Origin of the sequence: Butyricimonas faecalis (genome assembly GCF_003991565.1) — a bacterium.
Classification (GTDB): Bacteria; Bacteroidota; Bacteroidia; order Bacteroidales; family Marinifilaceae; genus Butyricimonas; species Butyricimonas faecalis.
The window spans coordinates 69661-92285 of sequence record NZ_CP032819.1 but is presented as its reverse complement, the minus strand read 5'-3'; the positions used below and the strand labels follow the sequence as shown (position 1 = coordinate 92285).

The following is a 22625-nucleotide window of genomic DNA, read 5'->3' as shown; positions in this document are numbered from 1 at the left end:
TTGTTAGAGTCCGATATTACAATTTGCGGCTACCCAAAGAAGTCATATTTTGTTTGACGTTTGATATATACCGTAGCAACATAGACAAAAAAACACTCATGAACATTTTCTAATTTTATAAAACGTAAACTTTTACATGGCATCGTTTTTTCGATGCCATTTTTTAAGAAATACATAAATGCAAGATTTTACGCCTTTACGCACATTACGCATTACTTCTATTTTTCAGTGGATTTTTAGGGTCTACTACATTCCAAATTAAAGAATTGGCATTAATAATTTGACTTTCATCAAACTCCTTCAAATATGTTTCAATATTCGTAACATCACGCCCCATATTTTGGGCTATAAGACTAATTGATACACCTCCATGATAAAGCATTGAGGCATACGTATGCCTTGCAGAATAGAATGTAATATTCTCATCAATACCTATCTTCTTAGCTATTCTTTTCAAATTCACGTTTACCAAATAAGTCAAATATGCCATTCTAGAAAATTTTATCCCTTCATCTGTACAATTCTTTTCAAATATTCCAAAAACATAATTTTCTCTATTAAACTCATTTACAGAAGGTAAAAATGGAGATAAATACATAGTAAAAACATACGCATCAATGATTATACGTAAAGGCTTAGAAGTTTTTCTACGTACAATATTAATTTCATAATATGGTTGAAAAAGCTTATGATTTTCAGCATATTCATACCCTTTTTGCTGCACATCATTATAATACGTATTATTATCTGGAATTTGAAGAATCCGAATATCTTTCCATTTTAAATTTGCTAAATCAATCAATGCTAACCCTTGCATCAAATAAGAAGATAAAAAAAGAGATAAAGCTACACATTCACTATTTAAAAGTGGATGAACCTTATTAACTCCTCTTTTCTTAAAATATGCATTCCAATATTTCCTCACATCAATATCTTCATCATCATCCGTATGAATAGGTTTTACATTTTTAGGTGGTAAAATCAATCCTTCGTGTATCTCAAAATCAGAAGGATAAACAAAGGAATATTTATTTTGAAAATAAATCATAAGTTTCAAGATTTCCGCAAAGGTCAAAGCTCTTTTTTTCGTACGTCTATCAAGATGTTGCTCAAAATTTTTAAATGGATTCTTATCCTCATTTAAAAGTCCCTCTTTTATCGCAAAATTAAAAACAGCCTTTAATGTACAAAAATGCTTATAAATACTTGTTTCTCGTTTATTAGTTTTTCTAATAAAATTTTCAAAATCTTTCAACCAATCTCTATTCACTTCAAACAGTTCTATATCTCTTAAGACATATTTCTTTACTAGATTATATAATGTTCTATATCCTGTAGCTGTATTATATTTCCCTTTTTCATTTTTAAAGTACTGAACTCGTTCATCTATTAATTGTAATAATGTTTTTGTTACAAGTTGAGGTTTAGATATTTTTTCAACTAAAATTTTTGCTGAATAAGGTGTCCCAGTTCTTTCATAATCTAACACTAAAGCCTTTAATGATGAAAGTTCTTGATTTATTATAGCATTCATATTTATACTATAAGGATGTTTAGACTTCACTTCTGAAGTTTCTTCATTCCAAAACTTCATAGAACAGGATAACTTTAAACTTTTATAAGCACGCTTTCCATTATAACAAACACGTAACATTATAGGATGTTCTCCATTTGCTAATACCTTAGACTTATACAAAATTGCAGATACTGAAGCTTTCATGTACATTATATTTGGTTTACTATATAGTTTACATTTTTATTACAAAAAAAACATATAGTTTACATTACAAATATAATTAAATTTACACATAGCACTATATATCAATATAATAAAAATAATATAACATATTCTATTTGTTTCCTAAACAGATAAATAATATTCTTTTCTTCATATTTAAACACTAAAAAACGGTTATCATGACTTCATTTGCCATAATAACCGCTCTCAAAGATTATAATCTATTAATTAAATAAAGAGTCTACAAACTCTTCACGATTGAATACTTGTAAATCATCAATTTTTTCACCGATACCAATGTATTTCACCGGAATCTTGAATTGATCGGAAATACCGATTACAACCCCACCTTTTGCCGTTCCATCCAGCTTAGTAATCGCCAAGGCATTCACTTCCGTAGCCAAGGTAAATTGTTTAGCCTGTTCGTAAGCATTCTGTCCAGTAGAACCGTCAAGTACTAACAATATTTCATGTGGAGCATCCGGAATCACTTTTTGCATGACTTTCTTGATTTTTGTCAACTCATTCATCAAGTTTATCTTGTTATGTAAGCGTCCTGCCGTATCGATAAGTACCACGTCTGCATTTTCAGCCTTCGCCTTACTCAGTGTATCAAAAGCCACAGAGGCTGGGTCTGCACCCATTCCCTGTTTCACGATCGGCACACCAACTCGTTCAGCCCAAATCACCAACTGATCCACCGCAGCAGCTCTAAAGGTATCTGCAGCCCCTAAAATAACTGATTTTCCTGCTTCTTTAAATTTATGAGCTAATTTACCGATTGTTGTTGTTTTTCCCACTCCATTAACACCAACCACCATGATCACGTAGGGCCCGTGTCCCTCCGGTAAAGTCAATGCATCATAATCAGTTGAATTATTCTCTTTCAACAAATCTACGATCTCTTCTTTCAGTACCCGGTTTAACTCATCCGTACCCACGTATTTATCCCGTTGCACTCTTTCTTCTATGCGCTCAATGATACGGAGAGTTGTATCAACTCCCACGTCCGAAGAAATCAATACCTCTTCCAAATTATCCAGAACCTCGTCATCAACCTTGGATTTACCAACAATTGCCCGGGAGAGTTTCTTAAATACACTTTCTTTCGTCTTCTCTAAACCTTTATCAAGGCTTTCCTTTTTCTTTTTATTAAATAGACCGAATAATGCCATTTTCACATAAATTGATTCAGAACGCTAAGGTAGGTAAAACAATTGAAAATTAAAAGTTGAAACTTGAAAACGAGAAAATAAAAAAAGAGCGAGTCGTGTTGACTCGCTCTCCCTAAATTCGGCATCGACCTACTCTCCCACCCGGGGGCAGTACCATCGGCGCTAACGGGCTTAACTTCTCTGTTCGGGATGGGAAGAGGTGGATCACCGTAGCTATAGATACCTTTTAATAAGTTTAGAATTTAGAACGTGGAATTTGAAATGACCTCTCGTCACCCAAAAACACCTTCCAGATTCCCGTCACTTCTCGCGGCCCTCCGGCCGGCGTGACAAATACCCTTGAAGATCGTTTATTCATGCTTTTCTCGCGATTGCCGCTTGACAATCGCCGGGAACGTTAACCGGATCATCTCACCCGCCGAACGTCAACTTTCGGGTGATTAGTACCACTCGGCTTTGCCGTCACCGGCTTTACACCTGTGGCCTATCGACGTCGTCGTCTACGACGACCCTGCAAGGAGATCTCATCTCGAGGCAGGCTTCGCGCTTAGATGCTTTCAGCGCTTATCCCGTCCGCGCGTGGCTACCCTGCCGTACGACTGGCGTCATAACAGGTTCACTAGCGGCGCGTCCAACCCGGTCCTCTCGTACTAGAGTCAGGACCTCTCGAATCTCCAACGCCCACGACAGATAGGGACCGAACTGTCTCACGACGTTCTGAACCCAGCTCGCGTGCCACTTTAATCGGCGAACAGCCGAACCCTTGGGACCTTCTCCAGCCCCAGGATGTGACGAGCCGACATCGAGGTGCCAAACCGCCCCGTCGATATGAGCTCTTGGGGGCGATCAGCCTGTTATCCCCGGAGTACCTTTTATCCTTTGAGCGATGACCCTTCCACGCGGGATCACCGGATCACTATGCCCTGCTTTCGCACCCGATCGACTTGTAAGTCTCCCGGTCAAGCACCCTTGTGCCATTGCACTCCAAGGTTGATTACCAACCAACCCGAGGGTACCTTTGGAAGCCTCCGTTACGCTTTTGGAGGCGACCACCCCAGTCAAACTACCCACCACGCGGTGTCCCCATCACATGGGTTAGATCCCAGACAAGAGAAGGGTCGTATTTCAACGATGGCTCCACGATTCCTGGCGAAACCGCTTCATTGCCTCCGACCTATCCTACACGTCCCGTGCCCGGGAACAACGCGAAGCTGCAGTAAAGGTTCACGGGGTCTTTCCGTCCCGTCGCGGGTACCCGGCATCTTCACCGGAACTACAATTTCACCGAGCTCATGGTCGAGACAGTGCCCAGATCGTTACACCATTCGTGCAGGTCGGAACTTACCCGACAAGGAATTTCGCTACCTTAGGACCGTTATAGTTACGGCCGCCGTTTACCGGGGCTTCAATTTGAACCTTCGGGTCACCCCTGAGCTCTCCTCTTAACCTTCCGGCACCGGGCAGGTGTCAGGCCATATACGTCATCTTTCGATTTGGCATAGCCATGTGTTTTTGGTAAACAGTCGCCTGGGCCATTACTCTGCGGCTCTATCACTAGAGCGTCCTTTTTCCCGAGGTTACAGGACTATTTTGCCTAGTTCCTTGACCATGAATCACTCGAGCGCCTTGGTATGTTCTACCCGACCACGTGTGTCCGTTTACAGTACGGTTCCTCGTCACTTGAAGTTTAGCGGGTTTTCTCGGGGGTAAATTGCCTGGACGCTATCCCCTCGGCCGAGGCCTCGAGGTACTATCGACTTTCGCCTCCGGTGGCGTGCTTGACTACCACCGTCAAAGGGTACGGTCTTCAACGCGCTATTCCGTCAGCGCGCGGTCCATTCATCACCCCGTCACCGCGTCACGGTGACGAGAAGCACGGGAATGTTAACCCGTTTCTCGTCGGCGTCCCCCTTCGGGTTAGCCTTAGAGGCCGGCTGACCCCCGGCTGATTGACATTGCCGGGGAATCCTTGGTCTTGCGGCGTGGGGGGTTCTCGCCCCCATTATCGTTACTTATGCCTACATTTGCTTTTCATGCCGCTCCAGTCACTCTCGCGGGTGACCTTCAACGCTGGCAGGAATGCTCTCCTACCGGTCAGTTCAACACTGACCCCACGGCTTCGGTTGACAGTTTGATGCCCGTGTATTATCCACGCGGGATCGCTCGACTAGTGAGCTGTTACGCACTCTTTAAATGAATGGCTGCTTCCAAGCCAACATCCTAGCTGTCTCCGCGATCCCACCTCGTTTGATCAACTTAACTGTCCATCCGGGACCTTAGCCGGTGGTCCGGGTTCTTTCCCTCTCGTCCGCGGACCTTAGCACCCGCGGGCTCACTCCATGATTTCGTGTTCCAGCATTCGGAGTTTATCCGGATTTGATAGGCGGTGAAGCCCTCGCGTCCAACCAGTAGCTCTACCTCTGGAACAGAACATCACAGGCTGCACCGAAATGCATTTCGGAGAGTACGAGCTATTTCCCAGTTTGATTGGCCTTTCACCCCTACCCGCGAGTCATCCGAAAACTTTTCAACGTTTACCGGTTCGGTCCTCCATCACGCGTTACCGCGACTTCAACCTGCTCGTGGGTAGATCACAAGGTTTCGCGTCTAGCGCCACCAACTCGTCGCCCTGTTAAGGCTCGCTTTCACTTCGGCTAACGGGCCTGAAGCCCTTAACCTCGCTGGTGACGACTAACTCGTAGGCTCATTATGCAAAAGGCACGCCGTCACCATATTTCATGGCTCCGACCGCTTGTAGGCGCGCGGGTTCAGGGTCTATTTCACCCCCCTGCTCGGGGTACTTTTCACCTTTCCCTCGCGGTACTGGTTCACTATCGGTCTCTCGGGAGTATTTAGCCTTGCCAGGGGGTCCTGGCGAATTCAGGCAGGATTTCTCGTGTCCCGCCCTACTCGGGATTCCGCTATCTTCGATGGGGCTGTCGTGCACGGGGCTATCACCCTCCGCGGCTTACCTTTCCAGGTAATTGCACTTCGTCCATCGTCGAATGGCGCGGTCCCATGACCCCGGTGTCGCCGAAACGGCACCGGTTTGGGCTCTTCCCCGTTCGCTCGCCACTACTGGGGGAATCACTGTTGTTTTCTTCTCCTGCGGGTAATGAGATGTTTCAGTTCCCCGCGTTCGCCTCCATTGCTGGATGACCGTCATCTAGACGGCCGGGTTGCCCCATTCGGAAATCCACGGGTCAAGGGTTACTTGCACCTCGCCGTGGCCTATCGCGGCTTATCGCGTCCTTCATCGCCTCCGAGAGCCTAGGCATCCACCGCGCGCCCTTGATCGTTCACGTTCGTTAGCGTCGTGTGTCTTTAATCATTTCACCTTTGCCGTCGTCTCCCGACGACGGCGGCTCTGTGTTATTCTACTACATTCTTATACTTCGCGGATCAAATGATCCGTTAACGTTCCAGCATGTCAAAGAACTTCTCGAATTCCAGATTTAAAGATTCTAGATTCTAGATTGACTAGATTCTAAATTTTAAATTCTAAATTCATGATGTCGGGACCGGGGCAACGAGCCTCGTCGTGAAGATCCCTCGAGGGAATCCCGTTGATGATGAACTTGCTGTAGCGAGCCGCATGACTCCAGCTCCAGAAAGGAGGTGTTCCAGCCGCACCTTCCGGTACGGCTACCTTGTTACGACTTAGCCCCAGTTACCGGTATTACCCTAGCCCGTTCCTCGCGGTCACGATCTTCAGGTACTCCCGGCTTCCATGGCTTGACGGGCGGTGTGTACAAGGCCCGGGAACGTATTCACCGCGCCATGGCTGATGCGCGATTACTAGCGAATCCAACTTCGTGGAGTCGGGTTGCAGACTCCAGTCCGAACTACGACCGGCTTTAGAGATTCGCTCCGGGTCGCCCCGTGGCTGCCCTCTGTACCGGCCATTGTAACACGTGTGTCGCCCCGGGTGTAAGGGCCGTGCTGATTTGACGTCATCCCCGCCTTCCTCGCACCTTACGGTGGCAGTCTCGACAGAGTGCCCGGCCGAAACCGATGGCAACTGGCGATAGGGGTTGCGCTCGTTATGGGACTTAACCCGACACCTCACGGCACGAGCTGACGACAACCATGCAGCACCTTGCAGGTGGCCCCGAGGGGAAGAGGTGTTTCCACCTCATGCAACCTGCATTTAAACCCGGGTAAGGTTCCTCGCGTATCATCGAATTAAACCACATGTTCCTCCGCTTGTGCGGGCCCCCGTCAATTCCTTTGAGTTTCATCGTTGCCGACGTACTCCCCAGGTGGCTCACTTAATACTTTCGCTTGAACCCTGGCCGTGTATCGCCAAGATCCAGTGAGCATCGTTTACGGCGTGGACTACCAGGGTATCTAATCCTGTTCGCTACCCACGCTCTCGCGCATCAGCGTCAGATCGAGCCTGGGAAGCTGCCTTCGCTATCGGGGTTCCAAGTGATATCTATGCATTTCACCGCTACTTCACTTGTTCCGCCTCCCTCGTCTCGTCTCCAGGTCGACAGTTTCAACGGCGTGCTACAGTTTAGCTGCAGTCTTTTACCGCTGACTTGCCGTCCCGCCTACGCGCCCTTTAAACCCAATAAATCCGGATAACGCTCGCATCCCCCGTATTACCGCGGCTGCTGGCACGGAGTTAGCCGATGCTTATTCGTCAAGTACTGGCAAGGTGGCACTCGTGCCGCTTATTCTTCCTTGACAAAAGAGGTTTACAGGCCATAGACCATTCTTCCCTCACGCGACTTGGCTGGTTCAGGCTCTCGCCCATTGACCAATATTCCTCACTGCTGCCTCCCGTAGGAGTCTGGACCGTGTCTCAGTTCCAGTGTGGGGGACCTTCCTCTCAGAACCCCTAGACATCGTCGGCTTGGTGGGCCGTTACCCCGCCAACTACCTAATGTCGCGCGTGCCCGTCCCGTACCATCGGGATTTTAAACTCTCCCCCATGCGGGGGAAAGGTGTTATGGGGTGTTAGTCCACGTTTCCGCGGGTTATCTCCCGGTACGGGGTTGGTTGCACACGTGTTACTCACCCGTGCGCCGGTCGCCACCGGGGTATTGCTACCCCGTGCTGCCCCTCGACTTGCATGTGTTAAGCCTGTCGCTAGCGTTCATCCTGAGCCAGGATCAAACTCTTCATGGTAAAAGTTACTTTACAGAAATTTTATCTGGCAGGGTCATGTGTATGAATCTCGACTCCCGTCGATTCCGATTCACGCTCGCTACGTTTTGTTCATCTCAATATCTTAAAGAACTCTTGTTTTCTTGTTTTCGCATCGCTCATTTTAGGAGCGAAAGCGGATGCAAAGATAAAACCTTTTTTCGTTTCCCTCCAAATCTTTTTCAAAGTTTTTTCAAACTTTTTTCTTTAGCCTTGTAATTCAATGTTTTTCAAACTACCCGACTAATAGAAGGAAGGTTTATCTTTTCAGCATTTCAAGAACTCTACAGAAAACTACCTTTCTAGCCTCATTCCCACTTGCGTTGTTTTCTGTTTTGCGGGTGCAAAGATAAGGCAAAGATTTCCCCGTTTCCAAATATTTTCGCCATTATTTTTCAAGTTTTTTTCTCATCCTTCTACAAAGACGTGATTGGCAAAACGTTAAGGGAAAAACTTTTCTCACCTCCGCCCGATAAAAAGGGCCAAGCCTCCCCAGTTCCCCGGGATCAAGACGGGATGTAACGGAAAAAACAACCGACAAAGAGATAGTAATACCTAAATATACACCTTTCAAAGACACCCGTGAACGTCTTTGAAACGTCTTTGATACGGCAATGATTCGTCTTTAACACCTGTATGCTACAGGAAAACTACGGGTATTATCCTAGAAAAGTCACTATAATTACTTATTCACGACAAAACCGGTAAAATCATTGTGTAAAAAACTATTCAGCTCCTGAGGCGTGATACGAACTTTAAAATGTCCATCCTTCACAAAAGATATATTTCCGGTTTCCTCGCTGACTACTATGATATGAGCATCGGTTACGGCACTCATTCCTATTGCCGCACGATGTCTCAACCCCAAACTCCCGGGAATATTCGTATTGTCGGAAACCGGTAGAATACATCGCGCTGCCAAAATCTTGTTATCCGTAATAATTACTGCTCCATCATGCAACGGTGAATTTTTAAAGAAGATATTTTCAAGCAATTCCTCCGACACGATGGAACGGATCAACACGCCTGTTTGCGCGTAATTATATAACTCCGAGTTTTGTGACAACACGATCAAAGCACCTGTTTTTGTTTTAGAAAAATAATCACAGGCCTGCACGATAGCAGCGGCCACCTCATCTTTTATGGAAGTCTTGGCAAAAAGCCGCTCCAGATTAAATATATTTTGCAGATTATATTTACTACCTAATAATAATAGGAAACGTCTAACTTCTTGCTGAAACACAATCAATAAGGCGATCACTCCCATACCGATAAACTGTCCCAATATTCCAGAAACTAACTCCAGATTCAAAGCCTTCACCAGCAACCATGCCACGTAAAAAGTAAAAATACCGGCAAATATATTTATAGCAACCGTTCCTTTCACCAGCTTATAAACCTGATAAAATATAAAAGCGGCCAACAATATATCGGTTATAGTGTAAAAATTTATAGTTATAAACAACAGCATATGATATTCTTAAAAATCAATTTCACCCGCAAAAATAGCCAAAAAATAAATAGGTTGCATCATAATAATAGAAGTTTCCCCCTTATTTTTTCATCTTGCAGATCACGACAAGAACGGCAACAAGCACGACCAATAATCCCAAGTAATTCACGTAGGTCAATTGTTCATTAAAATAAAGCACCCCCACGACGATTGCTGTTATCGGCTCCAACGTTCCCAGCACGGAACTCGTCACGGAACCGATCAGTTTCACGGCCGCGACTAGCAAGCGGGCAGAAACGATCGTACTTAATACGGCCAACTGCCCCATATCCATCAAAAACCGGGGTCTCGTGATAATCTCCATCTTTCCTCGCGCCACGGCCACGATCAAATAGAACAGGGCGGTAAATAATAACACGTAACAAGTCAGCACATCCGGGTTTATCCGTTTCAACACGGGCCGGTTCAAGGCGGTAATATAACATCCGTAAGTAAGCGTTGACATCAATACAAAAAACAATCCCATCCATTTCACCTCACCGGGAGTCCAAGACAACAGGTACACCCCACATATAGCCAACACGATTCCTGCCCTTACGGCCAAGGGTAAACGTTCTTTATAAAAAATAGCCATAAGCAATGCCACTACCACGGGATAAAAGAAATGAATCGCTGTCGCGACCCCCGTGGGCATATAATGGTATGACCACATCAGGAAAAAGGCCGTAATTCCATATCCCCCCACCCCTGCAATCGTCACCTCCTGCAATTCTCCACGACTTAACCGCATATTGGTTCCTCGAAACAATAAATAGATAGCGTATAAAACTCCCGCTATCCCGTAACGATACACGAGTATTGTTTCATTATTAACCCCATCCAGTATAGCTTGGTTTGCATACAGCGGAATCAACCCGAAAGTAGCTGCAGATAATGCCGCAAACAGAATTCCTTTAAGCTTATCCATTTCCTTTTTTTAAAACGTGCGAAAGTAGCAATTTTTCCAATATTTTTTTGCTTCTGCGGGATAATCCCTATATTTGCTCTTGATTTAAAGAAAAAAGACAACATAAAACAACACATGGTATGAAGTATATTCTAACATTTATGATTCTGGCGTTATGCGGTACCTTCGCTTCCGCCCAGACCGACGAAAAAGCAAAGGCAATTCTGGATAAAACTGTTGGACAGATCAAGTCCTACCCGGCAGTAGAAATCGTTTTTGACCTTTCCATGATCAACAAGGAGGAAAATATTCAAGAAACGCACCCCGGGAAAGCGTATATGAAAGACAACATGTACCGTATCGACGTGATGGACGTGATTAATTATTTCGACGGAGAGGTGATCTACACGTATATGCCGGATCAGGAAGAAGTAAATATCAAAAACCCGGATGAGAATGAAGAAGAAATGCTAAATCCTTCCATCCTGTTCGATATTCACAATCAGAAGTTTACTCAAAAGCTAGTGGAAGACAAGGACGGCAAGGCTTACATCGAGTTAACTCCCAAAAAAGAGCACAAGCAAATCTCCAAAATCGGGGTATGGATCAACACGAAAACCAATACGGTTGAAAAAGTCTCCTCCTTCGGTAAAGACGGAAACGACGTGGTAATAACCATTAAAAGCCTAAAGAAACCGGAAAAAGAATTGGATATAAACTTTTTCCGCTTTGACAAAGAAGCCCATCCTGAAGTGGACATCGTTGACTTGCGATAGTATAAAGGTGACTTACTAGGCTTTCTTCGCCTTGTAAGTCACTTTTGTTTCCATGGCATCCATGATCGTGGCCTTCACCAAAGAATCAAGCTCCCCGTCTTTTATCGTCCCCGTGGCTGTCACTTTCATGGGCATTCCATTATACATGTAAGTGAACGAGATATTCAATTTATACACGGTTTTACCATCCTTTACTTCCGGCTTCACGGAAACACCCGTGGAACGATAATTGAACTTTTGCCCCGTGGGTAACACAAAATCTTTCACCACCACGATCACGCTATCCCGGTGAGTCCGTTGCAATTCAAGCTTCAACTTCATTTTCTGCTGCATGATCTCGACAAAAGCCTCCCCGTTATATGTTCCGGCAACGGCTGCCGCGTGATCTTTTTTATTCGTGTTATTCGCCGACATGGCCTTCATCGATCCCCCTACCGCAAGGCATAAAAAAAGAAGTAATCCTACAAATTTCATAATCCTGATGGTTTAATTGATAAAAGTTTATATTTTTAGCCGTCGAAAGTACAAAAATAAATCAATAGTTCATGAAACGGAATATTTTCTTTATCGGAATATTATTACTTATTATTCCAATCACGTCATTATTAACCTCTTGCAATAGCTGTAGTGATCGTCGGGCACATGATATTTCCTCGTTACCCGGTCTATACGAAGGCGAAGCCACGATTATTCTGCCTGACCACGTGAAAGCCATGCTCAAACCGGATGCCGAAGGTAAAACACTGGTCCCCGAAGGTCCGATTCCCTGCAAAATCAGCATCACGGCGGATACCAGCAAGAATGTCAAGTTGAATCTCGTGGACTTTACCATGCCCGTGAAAGGGATCACGGTCAACCCGGCGCTAGGCAAAGTAACCGAAACGGACTCCACTTTTAACCTAGAAGGTGACGGTAAAGTCTCTGTCGGACAACAAACGATCTCTTACACCCACAAGGGAAAAATCACAAAAGATCAACTAAACCTTGATATTACAGTTTCAATTATCCCAATGATCGTAGAACCTAAAATCGTGTTTACAGGAAAAAAGAAATAAATCATATAAGTTGCAATTTAGCTTTTTAGTAATCTTGAAGTGCAATTTCAATTACAAAATTAGAAAACAAATTAAACAATGAGAAAAACGACTTTTATGGCTGCACTGATCCTTCTTGTGGCATCCTGCGGAAAGACAGAACAAAATCCGCTATTATCGAGTTTCGATACACCCCACCAGACACCTCCTTTCGATAAAATCAAAGCAGAACATTACGAACCAGCTTTTGATGTAGCTATCGAAGAGGCTAAAAAAGAAGTAGAACAAATCGCCTCTTCTAAAGCATCCCCGACATTTGAAAACACTATCGCGGCTCTGGACAACGTGGGCGAACGAATGAGTACTATCTCCGGAATATTTTTCAATTTAAACGCCTGTCTCACGGACAGTTTGATGCAGGATATCGCTCAAAATGTGTCGCCGAAACTAACTTCATTCAGTCACGATATTTACATGAACCCGCAACTTTTCGAACGGGTAAAACAAGTTTATGCCCAGAAAGCGACATTAAACCTGAACACAGAACAAACCCAGTTGCTCGAAAACACGTGGAAAGCGTTCATTGACGGAGGCGCGAACCTAGAAGGAGCTGCCCGCGAACGTTTCAAAGAAATCTCCATCGAGCTGGGTAAATTAAGCCTAACTTTTGACAAAAACGAATTGGAAGAGACCAACGCCTTCGAATTACACGTGACAGATGAAAAAGATCTTTCCGGTTTACCCGAAGGCGCCAAGGAAATGGCAGCCATGACCGCCAAACAGCGTGGCAAGGAAGGATGGGTGTTCACCCTCCATTATCCCAGCATGGCACCACTGATGAAATATGCCGACAACCGGGCCCTGAGGGAAAAAGTATATCGTGCAAATTCTTCACGGGCATATCACGATAACGAATACAACAACGAGGGCGTGATCAAAAAGATTACTGCTTTACGTTTGGAAAAAGCAAAGCTCATGGGTTACCCGACCTATGCCGCCTACGCCCTGACCGACCGTATGGCCAACACCCCGGAAATCGTGAACAACTTCATAGCCGAACTACACGAAGCTTCTTACCCCCATTCTCTTAAAGATAAAAAAGAAGTTGAAGAATTTGCTCGTAAATCCGGGTTAAAAGGAGAACTGCAACGTTGGGACTGGAGTTATTATTCCAACAAATTGATGCAGGAAAAATACGCGCTCGACGACGAGATGCTGAAACCCTACTTCAAGCTTGAAAACGTGCAAAAGGGAGTCTTCGATTTAGCCACACGTCTTTATGGCATTACCTTCAAGGAGGTCAACAATATCCCGTTATACCATCCCGAAGTGAAAACCTACGAAGTGTACGACAATGACGGATCATTCCTTGCCATCCTATACACGGACTTCTTCCCACGGGAAAGCAAAGGAGGCGGTGCCTGGATGACTCAATTCCGCGGACAAAAGATGGTTCATGGTAAAGATCAACGGCCATTGGTATCCCTCGTGATGAATTTCACGAAACCGACGGATACGAAACCGTCTTTGTTGACCTTCAACGAAGTTACCACGTTCCTACATGAATTCGGTCATGCCCTACACGGTATGTTCAGCAAATGCACTTATGGCTCCACCTCTATGGACGGCGTGTCTCGCGATTTCGTGGAACTCCCCTCGCAATTCATGGAAAACTTCGCTCTCGAAAAGGAATGGCTCGACACATGGGCTGAACATTATCAGACCGGAGAAAAAATTCCTCAAGAATATATCGATAAAATCAAAAAGTCATCCAATTTCCAGGCCGGATATGCCAGTGATCGCCAGTTAAGTTTTGGCATGGTCGATATGGCTTGGCACACGATCACTGAGCCCGTTACCGAACCTCTTGTAGATTTCGAACAACGTGCCATGGGTAAAACCGAAATCATGCCTGTCGTGAAAGGTAGTGCCTTCTCTCCCGCTTTCGGACACATTTTTGCCGGTGGATACGCGGCCGGATACTACGGCTACAAATGGGCAGAAGTACTTGATGCGGATGCATTCTCCCTATTCAAGCAAAACGGTATTTTCGATAAGGCAACTGCCGAATCATTCCGTCGCAACGTGCTGGAAAAAGGAGCATCTGAAAAGCCGATGACCCTTTACAAGCGTTTCCGGGGCCAAGAACCGACTGTTGACGCATTGTTGGAAAGAAGCGGTTTGAAGTAATTTTACAATAACCATAGACTGTCTAACAAGTCTTATCAGTATCACAAACTACCCCTTCCAACTCCCCCTTACACAGGGGGAGGGTTGATTACCAAGCGATTTTCCCTCCCATGTAGGAGGGGGTTAGGGAAGGTGGTTGTAAAAAATAGACTTGTTAGACAGTCTCCTTCAAAGTTTGAGAGAAAGTCAGAAACTATTCTTCCAACGTTCTGCTAACATTCCTAAATATTCTATTGTCATAGGATCAGACGGACGGGTCATATTAGCATTCTCAATGCGTCCTTCTGGATTGATCAATATAAAACGAGGAATTCCCTTTACACGGAATGCATTCAAAAAATCTTCATCTCCACCAGTATGTAACTGTATTCCACCCATTTTTTCATCTTTCACTGTTTGTTTCCACTTGGCTTCATCCTGATCGGTAGAGATACTTACAAAACTGATATTCGTTCCCTGGAAAGCTTTTTCCAACATCTGCAAATGCGGGTATTCTTCTCTGCAGGGGGCACACCACGTAGCCCAAATATCAATATAGACATACCGTCCTTTGAAATCATCAAGACTCACTTCCTTACCATTTATATCCAAATATTTAAAGCCATGTGCCTTGCTTCCCTTAGCCACGGAGGATCCCTGGGCATAAAGACTATTGAAGGCAGCTTGCATTACCGAGTTCGTCACTTCTTTATTGAAGATAGCCTTCACCTCTTCGGCATCGTCAACCCCCTCGCTATCAATATAAGAAATGGAAAAACTTGCCACCAGATATTCCTTCACAGCCTGACTTTTGATATTACTCAATACATAATTCAAAACATTCAATGTTTTCTCTTTCACGGAAGCATTTTCTTGATTTTCCAACGCTTTACCAGCGAAATAAGCCACAGCCCCTTCCATAAAATTTGTATAAGAGTCTAATTGCAACAACCAATCCTCTTCTACCATCAAAGATTTCATTTTTGCAATATACTCCTCCGAACAATCACGATTTTGGGCATATTGCCACAAGATACCACACACGTCATACAGCAGTCGAGTTTTCTCTTTCTCTTGGAAAACCTTATCAAAGCCTTTGCTTTCCAAAACCTTATTATTATCAGCGATGTATTGATCTATTTTTTCCAAAAACTCATCTTCTTTCAACCCGAAGTCCCCCATTACCGGAACTCGAGTTTCTTTCCCGTTAATAAAATTATTCTTATCAGCACCATCTCCCGCGAACTCTATCTCCAATCCGGAGGGCCTCATATCCCAGATTACATCCAACCCTTTCCCCGGTTCCAAGTAAATGGCTTTTGTTTTCCACTTATATTTCACAATACCATATTGCGGTTCATCCACGGGCAAAACCACGGAGGCTTTCCCTTCGGCATTCATCTGCAACATCGTATCCATCTTCATCAGTCCAAAATATACCCCTTCAGCAATATTTTTATCTTTCACGGTTACATTCACTGACACGCTCTTTTCTTTCTGGCAAGCAAACGCCAACAAAGAAATGAATAACATTACAACTAATTTTCTCATAATCTAAATTTAATAAATACGTTTTTTTGAAACTATATTAAAAACAACTTCTGCAATCTCTCTTCCGTTTCCGGATTGGAAGGGGCCGTCATGTATGCTTCCACGATATTCCCCTCCGGATCCACCAAAATAAACCGCGGCAAGTTGCTCACCATATACGCTTTAGCAAACACAAGGTCGTCACCCATGTACAACTGGATACCATCCAACCCCTCGTTTTGCATTGCCTTCAACCAAGCCTCCTTATCCGTATCACAAGAAATACCCACGAAAACAATATTCTTCCCAGCGAATTTTTTCTCCAGACGTTTCAAAAAAGGAATCTCTCGATGACAAGGACCACACCACGATGCCCACAAATCAATATATACGAATTTTCCACGCATTGCCTCCAGTGACATCATCTTTCCGTTCGCATCCGGTAAGTTAAACACGGGGGAAGGCGTACCCGGGCACAAGCTTAGCCACGTGTTACACATCTGTTCGAAAAGCATCAACTTCGCCGCACTCTTCACGTTTTTTTTATATAACTCCACAAGATCCTCCTGCCCCTTCAGTCCATACTCCAAAATATACTCGTACACGAAATCATGCATCAATTCTTCCACGAGGATGGAATCCTTGTAATTTTCCACGATATATTTTACCTCCCGACGGATCAGATCATTCGGGGAAAGCTCCTCCACCCCCTTGCTCACCAAGGTTGCAATCGACCTACGCACGTAATTGTAATATGCCATCATCCCGACCAAATTCTTACGCTCCTTTGCCAATTCCCGCAAGGTCTTGTAATACGCCTCTCCCGGTTCAAAAGTCTCGTCCCCCGTCATCCAACGATGATTCATCCGGTAAGAATACCACGAACCATACGCCTCGTAACGCAGACGCTCCTTTTCCACCGCAACGAAATCCTCCGGCAATCCTTTTCTTTCTAGATTTTTCCAGTTTTTTTCCAATAATTTTTTCGTATTCTCGCTCAATTTTTCCTCATTATCGGAAAAATACGACGACTCGAACAAGGAAATCGATGAAGACAAATAATCGTTGATCGCCTTCGCTCCTCCCGAAAACTTACGGTTCCAATTATCCTCGTTCCCGTCAAATGCCATCTCCATGGGTTCTCCTCCTACCAAGTAAACGGGATAAACCTTCCGTCCGTACATCACCTCCGAGTACTGTGGGGCAATCCGGGATGCCTTGATCTCCACCACGCCGTTCTCCGGCACTTCAAAAACCTGCTCCTTCCCGTTGATACTTACGCGTATCACTTCATCCTCCACTGGATTCGTAATCACGCATTTAAACATCAAATCTTTCAATTCTACTTTTTTCCCTTCTTCCGGACCACATCCCCAAGCAAACAAGGTTAAAAGCAAACAACATAAACTCCCTCTCATTTTTATTCATTTAGCTTTTTACTATAATCCGTTTTTTCCATCGGAGTAGCAGGGCAACGTAATCCAGCCTCTTTCAACAACCCATCGATCAAATCAGCCTTATGATAGGGAGCAGAGAAAGGATCCACTCCATTATACCGCACATTCCCCTCAGCATCGATAATCACGATATGTGGAATATCCAGTACCCCGTACTCCATGTTCATCACATTCTGTTTCGTGAAAGCCACCCGCCAGTTTATATTCTGATCCTTCATGAAAGTTCTCATCAACTCGAACTCATATTCCGAATTTCCTTTCGTCTGGATTGTCTTTCCATTCTTCACGTCCACGTGGTAGCCCATGACGGAAGTCACTCCGATAATTTCCACGGGATACCCCACATACCTCTTCGTCAAGACTCTCATGTTCGGCATAATCCCGATACATGGACCACACTTTGTCGCCCAAAAATCGAGTATCACCACTCTTCCCTTCAAATCGTCCAAACTTTTCTCTTCCCCGCTACTCATCCACAAGAAATCCAGCTCCGGTGCTTTATTTCCAACCAATGTGCCCGTGGCATAAGGTCCTTCTAAATACTGAATAGCTAATTCTACACGTGCTCGACGACGTCCCTCACTGTAGCGTTCGGTAGATAACAAACCTGTATATTGTTTTAAAACTTTTTGTCTGATCTCCTCTTTTTCCGCGGTAGAAATTTTTTCCGCCACGAATGCCGCGTTAAACACTTCCATGGAAGCAAAAACAGCATCATCCGACAACGACATATCCAGCAAGGACTTCACGTTGTCCAAAATACCGGACTCCATCCAAGAGTCCCCCCCACACGAGCCGCACCTTTCAGCACGTCTACCAATATCTTTTCGTTACCGGACAAGACTCCGCCTATCGATGCGTTGGTAAGCATCAGCTTGTACAATTCCGCTTCTTTAGCAGCCATTTCCTCAAATCTTGTCGTCAGCACATATTTCCAACGATAATAAGAAGCAAGTGCCCCAGCTTCGCCAGATTGCTTCGATTGTGTTTCCAATATCGGGGCCAACCATTCACGTAAATAACTATCTAATGACACCCCTCCCGCATCAAATAATAACTCTACTTGCGACGGACTGATTTTTTGTATATCATAATTCTGTGCATTCTTTGTCACTACCTCTTGAAAGGCCTTACCCTTATCACCTTCCTTCAAATTGTTTATCGCAAAAGCAGCATTTCGACACAAATCCTCCAATTGCTCATCCGTCGGAGCCTTCGGACTGCAAGCAATACAAAAAAGTGCGAGTGATAAATAGTATAAGTATTTCATCATAATTTCATTTTTAATTGGATGGAGTGTCAAAATTTCACATGAAGTGTTTTGACACACCATCCACTTTTAATCGTTCACTTTTTACTCGTCGTAATAATAAATCATAGACTGCTCTTCTTTATTCTCGTCTGTCCAAGATATAACTTGTTCCAATCCCCTGTCACCCATTGTAATGTCTGAAATATTATAAGATATTAACACGGTATCACCGTTTTTCATGGAATCAAAGAAATAACGATTATAAACATATTGACTAAACGTCATTCCATACAAATCCAACGGAAGTAATGCCGGCAGATTTTCCATGTATAACGGATTTACTTTATTCTTGTCAGTAAAGTCAAAAGAATTCCCGGATAACGCTTTGTCCATATTATCTACTCGCACCATTTCACCCTCTTTCTCTGCATATTGGGGTGTGTACAACTTACCATCAATCTTGAAACTCTTGATAGAACCACTCTCGTAAACAACATCTGTTACATAATCAGTCCCATCTTTAGTTACTTTTACTACTTCTTCGCCATTATAGTCGAACACGTAAGTCTCTTTAGTTTCCTCTATATCATAAGTCTCCTCATTCACACTTTGTACTTTTTTCTCGAGTTTAACGACTCTATCATTCCCGTCATAATAAAAATCAACGATATGATACCCTTCCATCGTTTCTGGATCCAGTGCAGCTAATCGATATATCTTATCTGCATCGGAATATTTCTCAAGGGCCTCCATATCCGGGTGATACACACCATCCATATCCCCGCGATTGATCATGAGTTTATTGACATTAAGCACTTTCTTAAATGTCATTCCCTCTTTCCTCTCAACAGCAACCGATTTCGCAAACTCTTGTTTTTTCTCGTCAACCACAACAACCGTTACATCATTATTCCCAAGTACCAATTTTTCAATACGAACATTAAAATCATATTTTTCCTGTTCCGGATCCATAGACAAATCGAACTTAACATCACTTTTCCCCTCTACTTTCACGATCATCTCTTTTAATGGAATCAGCCCTCGAATAACTGTCAATTTCAAGTTACAATTTTCAGAGAAAGTTACGATCCGGTCTGCCGTAAAACGCACATCCAATTCAGAAAATTTCTTAATATTCAATGTGATATTTTGAGTCACCTTTTGTCCTTCGCGATCTTCGATTGTCAAAGACAACATCAACATCGTGTTCTCTGTGTAGGAAGTCAAATCCACGTCATAAGTATACGTGAAAGCATTCGGATCTGCAAATGAAGTTTGCTCATCCAACACTTTATTAGAAGATTTATCCATCAAAGTAATCTTAGCAACTCCCTCTTCCGAAACAATCGGCAAGCTAATCTTGTACGTATCAGCCGTGTCACGTTTCAACTCCAATGTTACATTTCCATCACCTCCGATTACCGGAGCCATCCCCGGATTATCATCAGAACAAGCTACAAAACCGGCCATCACCAACAAGGCCAATAAGTAATTCATCATCTTTTTCATAATTCATTCATTTAAAGTTTGTACTTCATTACGTTATACATATTTTGCTTATAAGAAATCTACCGCCAACGGGTTGATTTTCTCGACATCTACACCCATGGCTTTCAGGGAGCCAGCCACGTTCTGCATTTTGGTTTTCATCAACTCGTATTCCATTATCGTATCATGTGTCGCCTGATCCATCTTCACCAGATTCTCCACGAAATCTATCAAGTCATCCAATTCTAGAGGGTAACTGTACTCCTCAATATCCGTGATCGGGAAGAAACCCAATTTCAAGTAATCTTCTGCTGGCAATTGTACATTTTTATCCCGTTCCACCTCGGTACCGTAAAGTGTTTTACAAGGATCAAAGAAAGTATCCTCCACGAACATCAAACGGCGTACATTCACCACGTAGCCTGCCAAGAAAATATAGTGCAACTGCCGCACATACTCCTCCAACCGTTCTTCCGACATTGCCGTCAAGTTGGCGTTATCCAATCCCGCCACCGTGAAACTATTCATATTGGCAGCCGCATCGTGATCACCAGGATCTCCCCCTTTCGGGATTGAAATACCCAACTGACGAGCTTTTATTTTACAACACATCAGCACCTTGCGCGGTAAATAATTTACCTTCACCGAATCCCCGTAGCACGCCATAAAGCGATTTATCAAGAAATCTACCGCTCCCACGACCTCCTCCTTCTCCAGATAAGTCAACTCCGCAGCTCTCCAACTCGCCGCCTGGTCAAACTGGTAAGCGAAATCCAACAACTGATCAAATTGATACAAAATATAGGTACCGTATTTTTCCTTGAAATCCATGATCGTCTTGTTCGACTTGTCTATCAACTCTTCCAAACGATCCGTGTCCTTCAAGGACGGAGTTGTGTCCTCATCTTCACTACAAGCAAAGAAACAACATGCTCCCACTAGCATATATACAAATAACTTCTTCATTACCATCACTTTTCACTATTAATAATCTTCCTTTATCGGTAACTTATCCACTCTCTCGTTCTGTTGTATCACGTTGTTCACATTCAACTCATTTTGTGGAATAGGATAAATATAATTCGGGTCATTGGGAGCCAACATATAAATCTCCGTACCCATAGTTGTTCCTGTATTGTTCACCTCCGTAAACTTGTGATTAATCTGCTTGGCAAACAATTTGGTTCGCTTCAAGTCATACCAGCGTTGCCCTTCGAAACAGAACTCCCGACGCCGCTCGTCAAAGATAAAACGCTTCAATTCCACACCGCTCTCCGCAATATTTCCCACGCTAGCCATATCCTCCACACGATTCTCTACCACTTTCACCACATCGGCATACGCCTCTGCATCCATATTTTTGAACGCATACGCCTCTGCCCGGTTCAAATAAGCTTCTGATACCCGATAAGTGAACGCCCCCATATCCGTGAACGCATTCAACCACTTCGTCGGTACACTTGTGCCGGACACCACTTTCATGTACTTGCCGGCACGCAGATCTCCGGTCAAAAATGTTCTCAACAAATCGATAGAAACCCCGTAAGTCACCGCCCCGGTCGACGATTCATAAATACTCGGAACAGCCGTCTCGCCACTATCACCACACAATGACGATCGATCCCCGTAAGTATGCAAAATCTCCGGATTCGTCGTGTTCACGAATGTTCCTTCCCGATGTTCTTTCAAATTCCACAATCTTCCCCCATTAGCGTCAATCACCCGAGTAGCATAATCAATGCAATTATCCCAATCCGACTTATACAAATACATACGGGATAGTAGCAACATCGCCGTCTCTGCATTCGGATGCCACAAAGATTTCTTCAACCCGCTATTCGAGAACTGCCGGATAGCCTCTTTCAAATCCGCTTCAATCAAATCATAGATTACAGCCACGGAGGAACGCGTATAAGTATCCTCCACACCGGTACCCAAGTGACGAGGTACACCCGGTTCCGTGGCCGCCGTTTCCACGTCATAATGTTTAGCATACAAATTCACCAGTTCAAAATAACTACGAGCACGCACAAAATAGGCCTCTCCCCGCACAAAATCCTTTTCATTCTCCTCTCCAATAGCATCGTCAATATTCTCCATCACGTAATTACAGATCAGGATCAACCGATAGGCCAACTCCCAAGAAACATTCACGTTAGCATTATCGCCATTGGCATCCAACTCCAGATTTCGCTGCCAAGTATATAGATTTTTGTAAACATTCTTATCCTTAGATGAAGTTCTCGCCCTCTCCTCGATATCGTCCGTCATAAACTCCGTCAAATAATTCATTTTGTTCGTGATAAAAGCCTCCCGATGCATAATCTGCAAAAAATGATCAACAGTACGCGGTATCACCTTATCCTTGTCCTCCTCCTTCAAAAAATCACTGCAGGAAGAGAGCAAAGCGAAACAAAGCGATATAAATAAAAATACTTTTTTCATATTATCTA

General features: G+C 44.0%; 15 protein-coding genes and 3 rRNA genes. 3 read left to right on the top strand and 15 right to left on the bottom strand.

The window, feature by feature from the left end:
- Positions 1-205: 205 nt before the first annotated feature.
- The 7 genes from D8S85_RS00335 to D8S85_RS00305 all read right to left on the bottom strand — a co-directional run bounded on the left by D8S85_RS00335 (position 206) and on the right by D8S85_RS00305 (position 10487).
- Complete coding sequence (locus D8S85_RS00335; protein WP_158641668.1) at positions 206-1720, bottom strand: site-specific integrase; 1515 nt, start codon at positions 1718-1720, stop codon at positions 206-208.
- A gap of 242 nt (positions 1721-1962) precedes the next feature.
- On the bottom strand, positions 1963-2913 hold the full coding sequence (gene ftsY / locus D8S85_RS00330; RefSeq protein ID WP_106624318.1) for a signal recognition particle-docking protein FtsY: 951 nt from the start codon (positions 2911-2913) through the stop codon (positions 1963-1965).
- A gap of 116 nt (positions 2914-3029) precedes the next feature.
- Positions 3030-3140, bottom strand: a 5S ribosomal RNA gene (gene rrf / locus D8S85_RS00325).
- A 193-nt stretch (positions 3141-3333) separates the two neighbouring features.
- Positions 3334-6218, bottom strand: a 23S ribosomal RNA gene (locus D8S85_RS00320).
- Positions 6219-6524: 306 nt separating this feature from the next.
- Positions 6525-8049 (bottom strand): 16S ribosomal RNA (locus tag D8S85_RS00315).
- Together the 16S, 23S and 5S rRNA genes form the textbook arrangement of a ribosomal RNA operon.
- 700 nt (positions 8050-8749) lie before the next feature.
- The gene (gene cdaA / locus D8S85_RS00310; RefSeq protein WP_106624317.1) at positions 8750-9538 is read right to left on the bottom strand and encodes a diadenylate cyclase CdaA; all 789 of its coding nucleotides are present in this window, start codon (positions 9536-9538) and stop codon (positions 8750-8752) included.
- Positions 9539-9620: 82 nt separating this feature from the next.
- A complete protein-coding gene (locus D8S85_RS00305; protein ID WP_106624316.1) occupies positions 9621-10487 on the bottom strand; it encodes a DMT family transporter in 867 nt (288 codons plus the stop codon).
- Positions 10488-10606: 119 nt separating this feature from the next.
- Here D8S85_RS00305 and D8S85_RS00300 point away from each other — a divergent pair, with 119 nt between their 5' ends.
- Positions 10607-11242: a LolA family protein gene (locus tag D8S85_RS00300; protein ID WP_106624315.1), complete on the top strand. Its 636-nt coding sequence runs from the start codon at positions 10607-10609 to the stop codon at positions 11240-11242.
- A gap of 15 nt (positions 11243-11257) precedes the next feature.
- Here D8S85_RS00300 and D8S85_RS00295 read toward each other — a convergent pair whose 3' ends face one another.
- A complete protein-coding gene (locus D8S85_RS00295; RefSeq protein ID WP_106624314.1) occupies positions 11258-11716 on the bottom strand; it encodes a hypothetical protein in 459 nt (152 codons plus the stop codon).
- Positions 11717-11787: 71 nt separating this feature from the next.
- Between D8S85_RS00295 and D8S85_RS00290 the strand changes: the two genes are divergently transcribed.
- Positions 11788-12297, top strand: coding sequence for a calycin-like domain-containing protein (locus D8S85_RS00290; protein ID WP_106624313.1), 510 nt, complete (start codon positions 11788-11790; stop codon positions 12295-12297).
- Between the two features lie 78 nt (positions 12298-12375).
- On the top strand, positions 12376-14466 hold the full coding sequence (locus tag D8S85_RS00285; protein WP_228423300.1) for a M3 family metallopeptidase: 2091 nt from the start codon (positions 12376-12378) through the stop codon (positions 14464-14466).
- Between the two features lie 186 nt (positions 14467-14652).
- On the opposite strand, the gene D8S85_RS00280 is transcribed toward D8S85_RS00285, so the two are convergent.
- The 7 genes from D8S85_RS00280 to D8S85_RS00250 all read right to left on the bottom strand — a co-directional run bounded on the left by D8S85_RS00280 (position 14653) and on the right by D8S85_RS00250 (position 22617).
- Positions 14653-15996 carry a TlpA family protein disulfide reductase gene (locus D8S85_RS00280; protein ID WP_106624312.1) on the bottom strand — a complete coding sequence of 448 codons (1344 nt, stop codon included), beginning with the start codon at positions 15994-15996 and terminating at the stop codon, positions 14653-14655.
- A gap of 32 nt (positions 15997-16028) precedes the next feature.
- On the bottom strand, positions 16029-17393 hold the full coding sequence (locus D8S85_RS00275) for a TlpA family protein disulfide reductase (protein WP_106624311.1): 1365 nt from the start codon (positions 17391-17393) through the stop codon (positions 16029-16031).
- Positions 17394-17395: 2 nt separating this feature from the next.
- A complete protein-coding gene (locus tag D8S85_RS00270; protein ID WP_240648962.1) occupies positions 17396-18181 on the bottom strand; it encodes a TlpA family protein disulfide reductase in 786 nt (261 codons plus the stop codon).
- Positions 18178-18705: a hypothetical protein gene (locus D8S85_RS00265; RefSeq protein WP_127074659.1), complete on the bottom strand. Its 528-nt coding sequence runs from the start codon at positions 18703-18705 to the stop codon at positions 18178-18180. The genes D8S85_RS00270 and D8S85_RS00265 overlap by 4 nt, the downstream gene beginning before the upstream one ends.
- 81 nt (positions 18706-18786) lie before the next feature.
- Complete coding sequence (locus tag D8S85_RS00260) at positions 18787-20193, bottom strand: hypothetical protein (RefSeq protein ID WP_127074658.1); 1407 nt, start codon at positions 20191-20193, stop codon at positions 18787-18789.
- A 48-nt stretch (positions 20194-20241) separates the two neighbouring features.
- Positions 20242-21138: a hypothetical protein gene (locus tag D8S85_RS00255; protein ID WP_106624308.1), complete on the bottom strand. Its 897-nt coding sequence runs from the start codon at positions 21136-21138 to the stop codon at positions 20242-20244.
- 18 nt (positions 21139-21156) lie between these two features.
- The gene (locus D8S85_RS00250; protein WP_127074657.1) at positions 21157-22617 is read right to left on the bottom strand and encodes a RagB/SusD family nutrient uptake outer membrane protein; all 1461 of its coding nucleotides are present in this window, start codon (positions 22615-22617) and stop codon (positions 21157-21159) included.
- Positions 22618-22625: the final 8 nt, after the last annotated feature.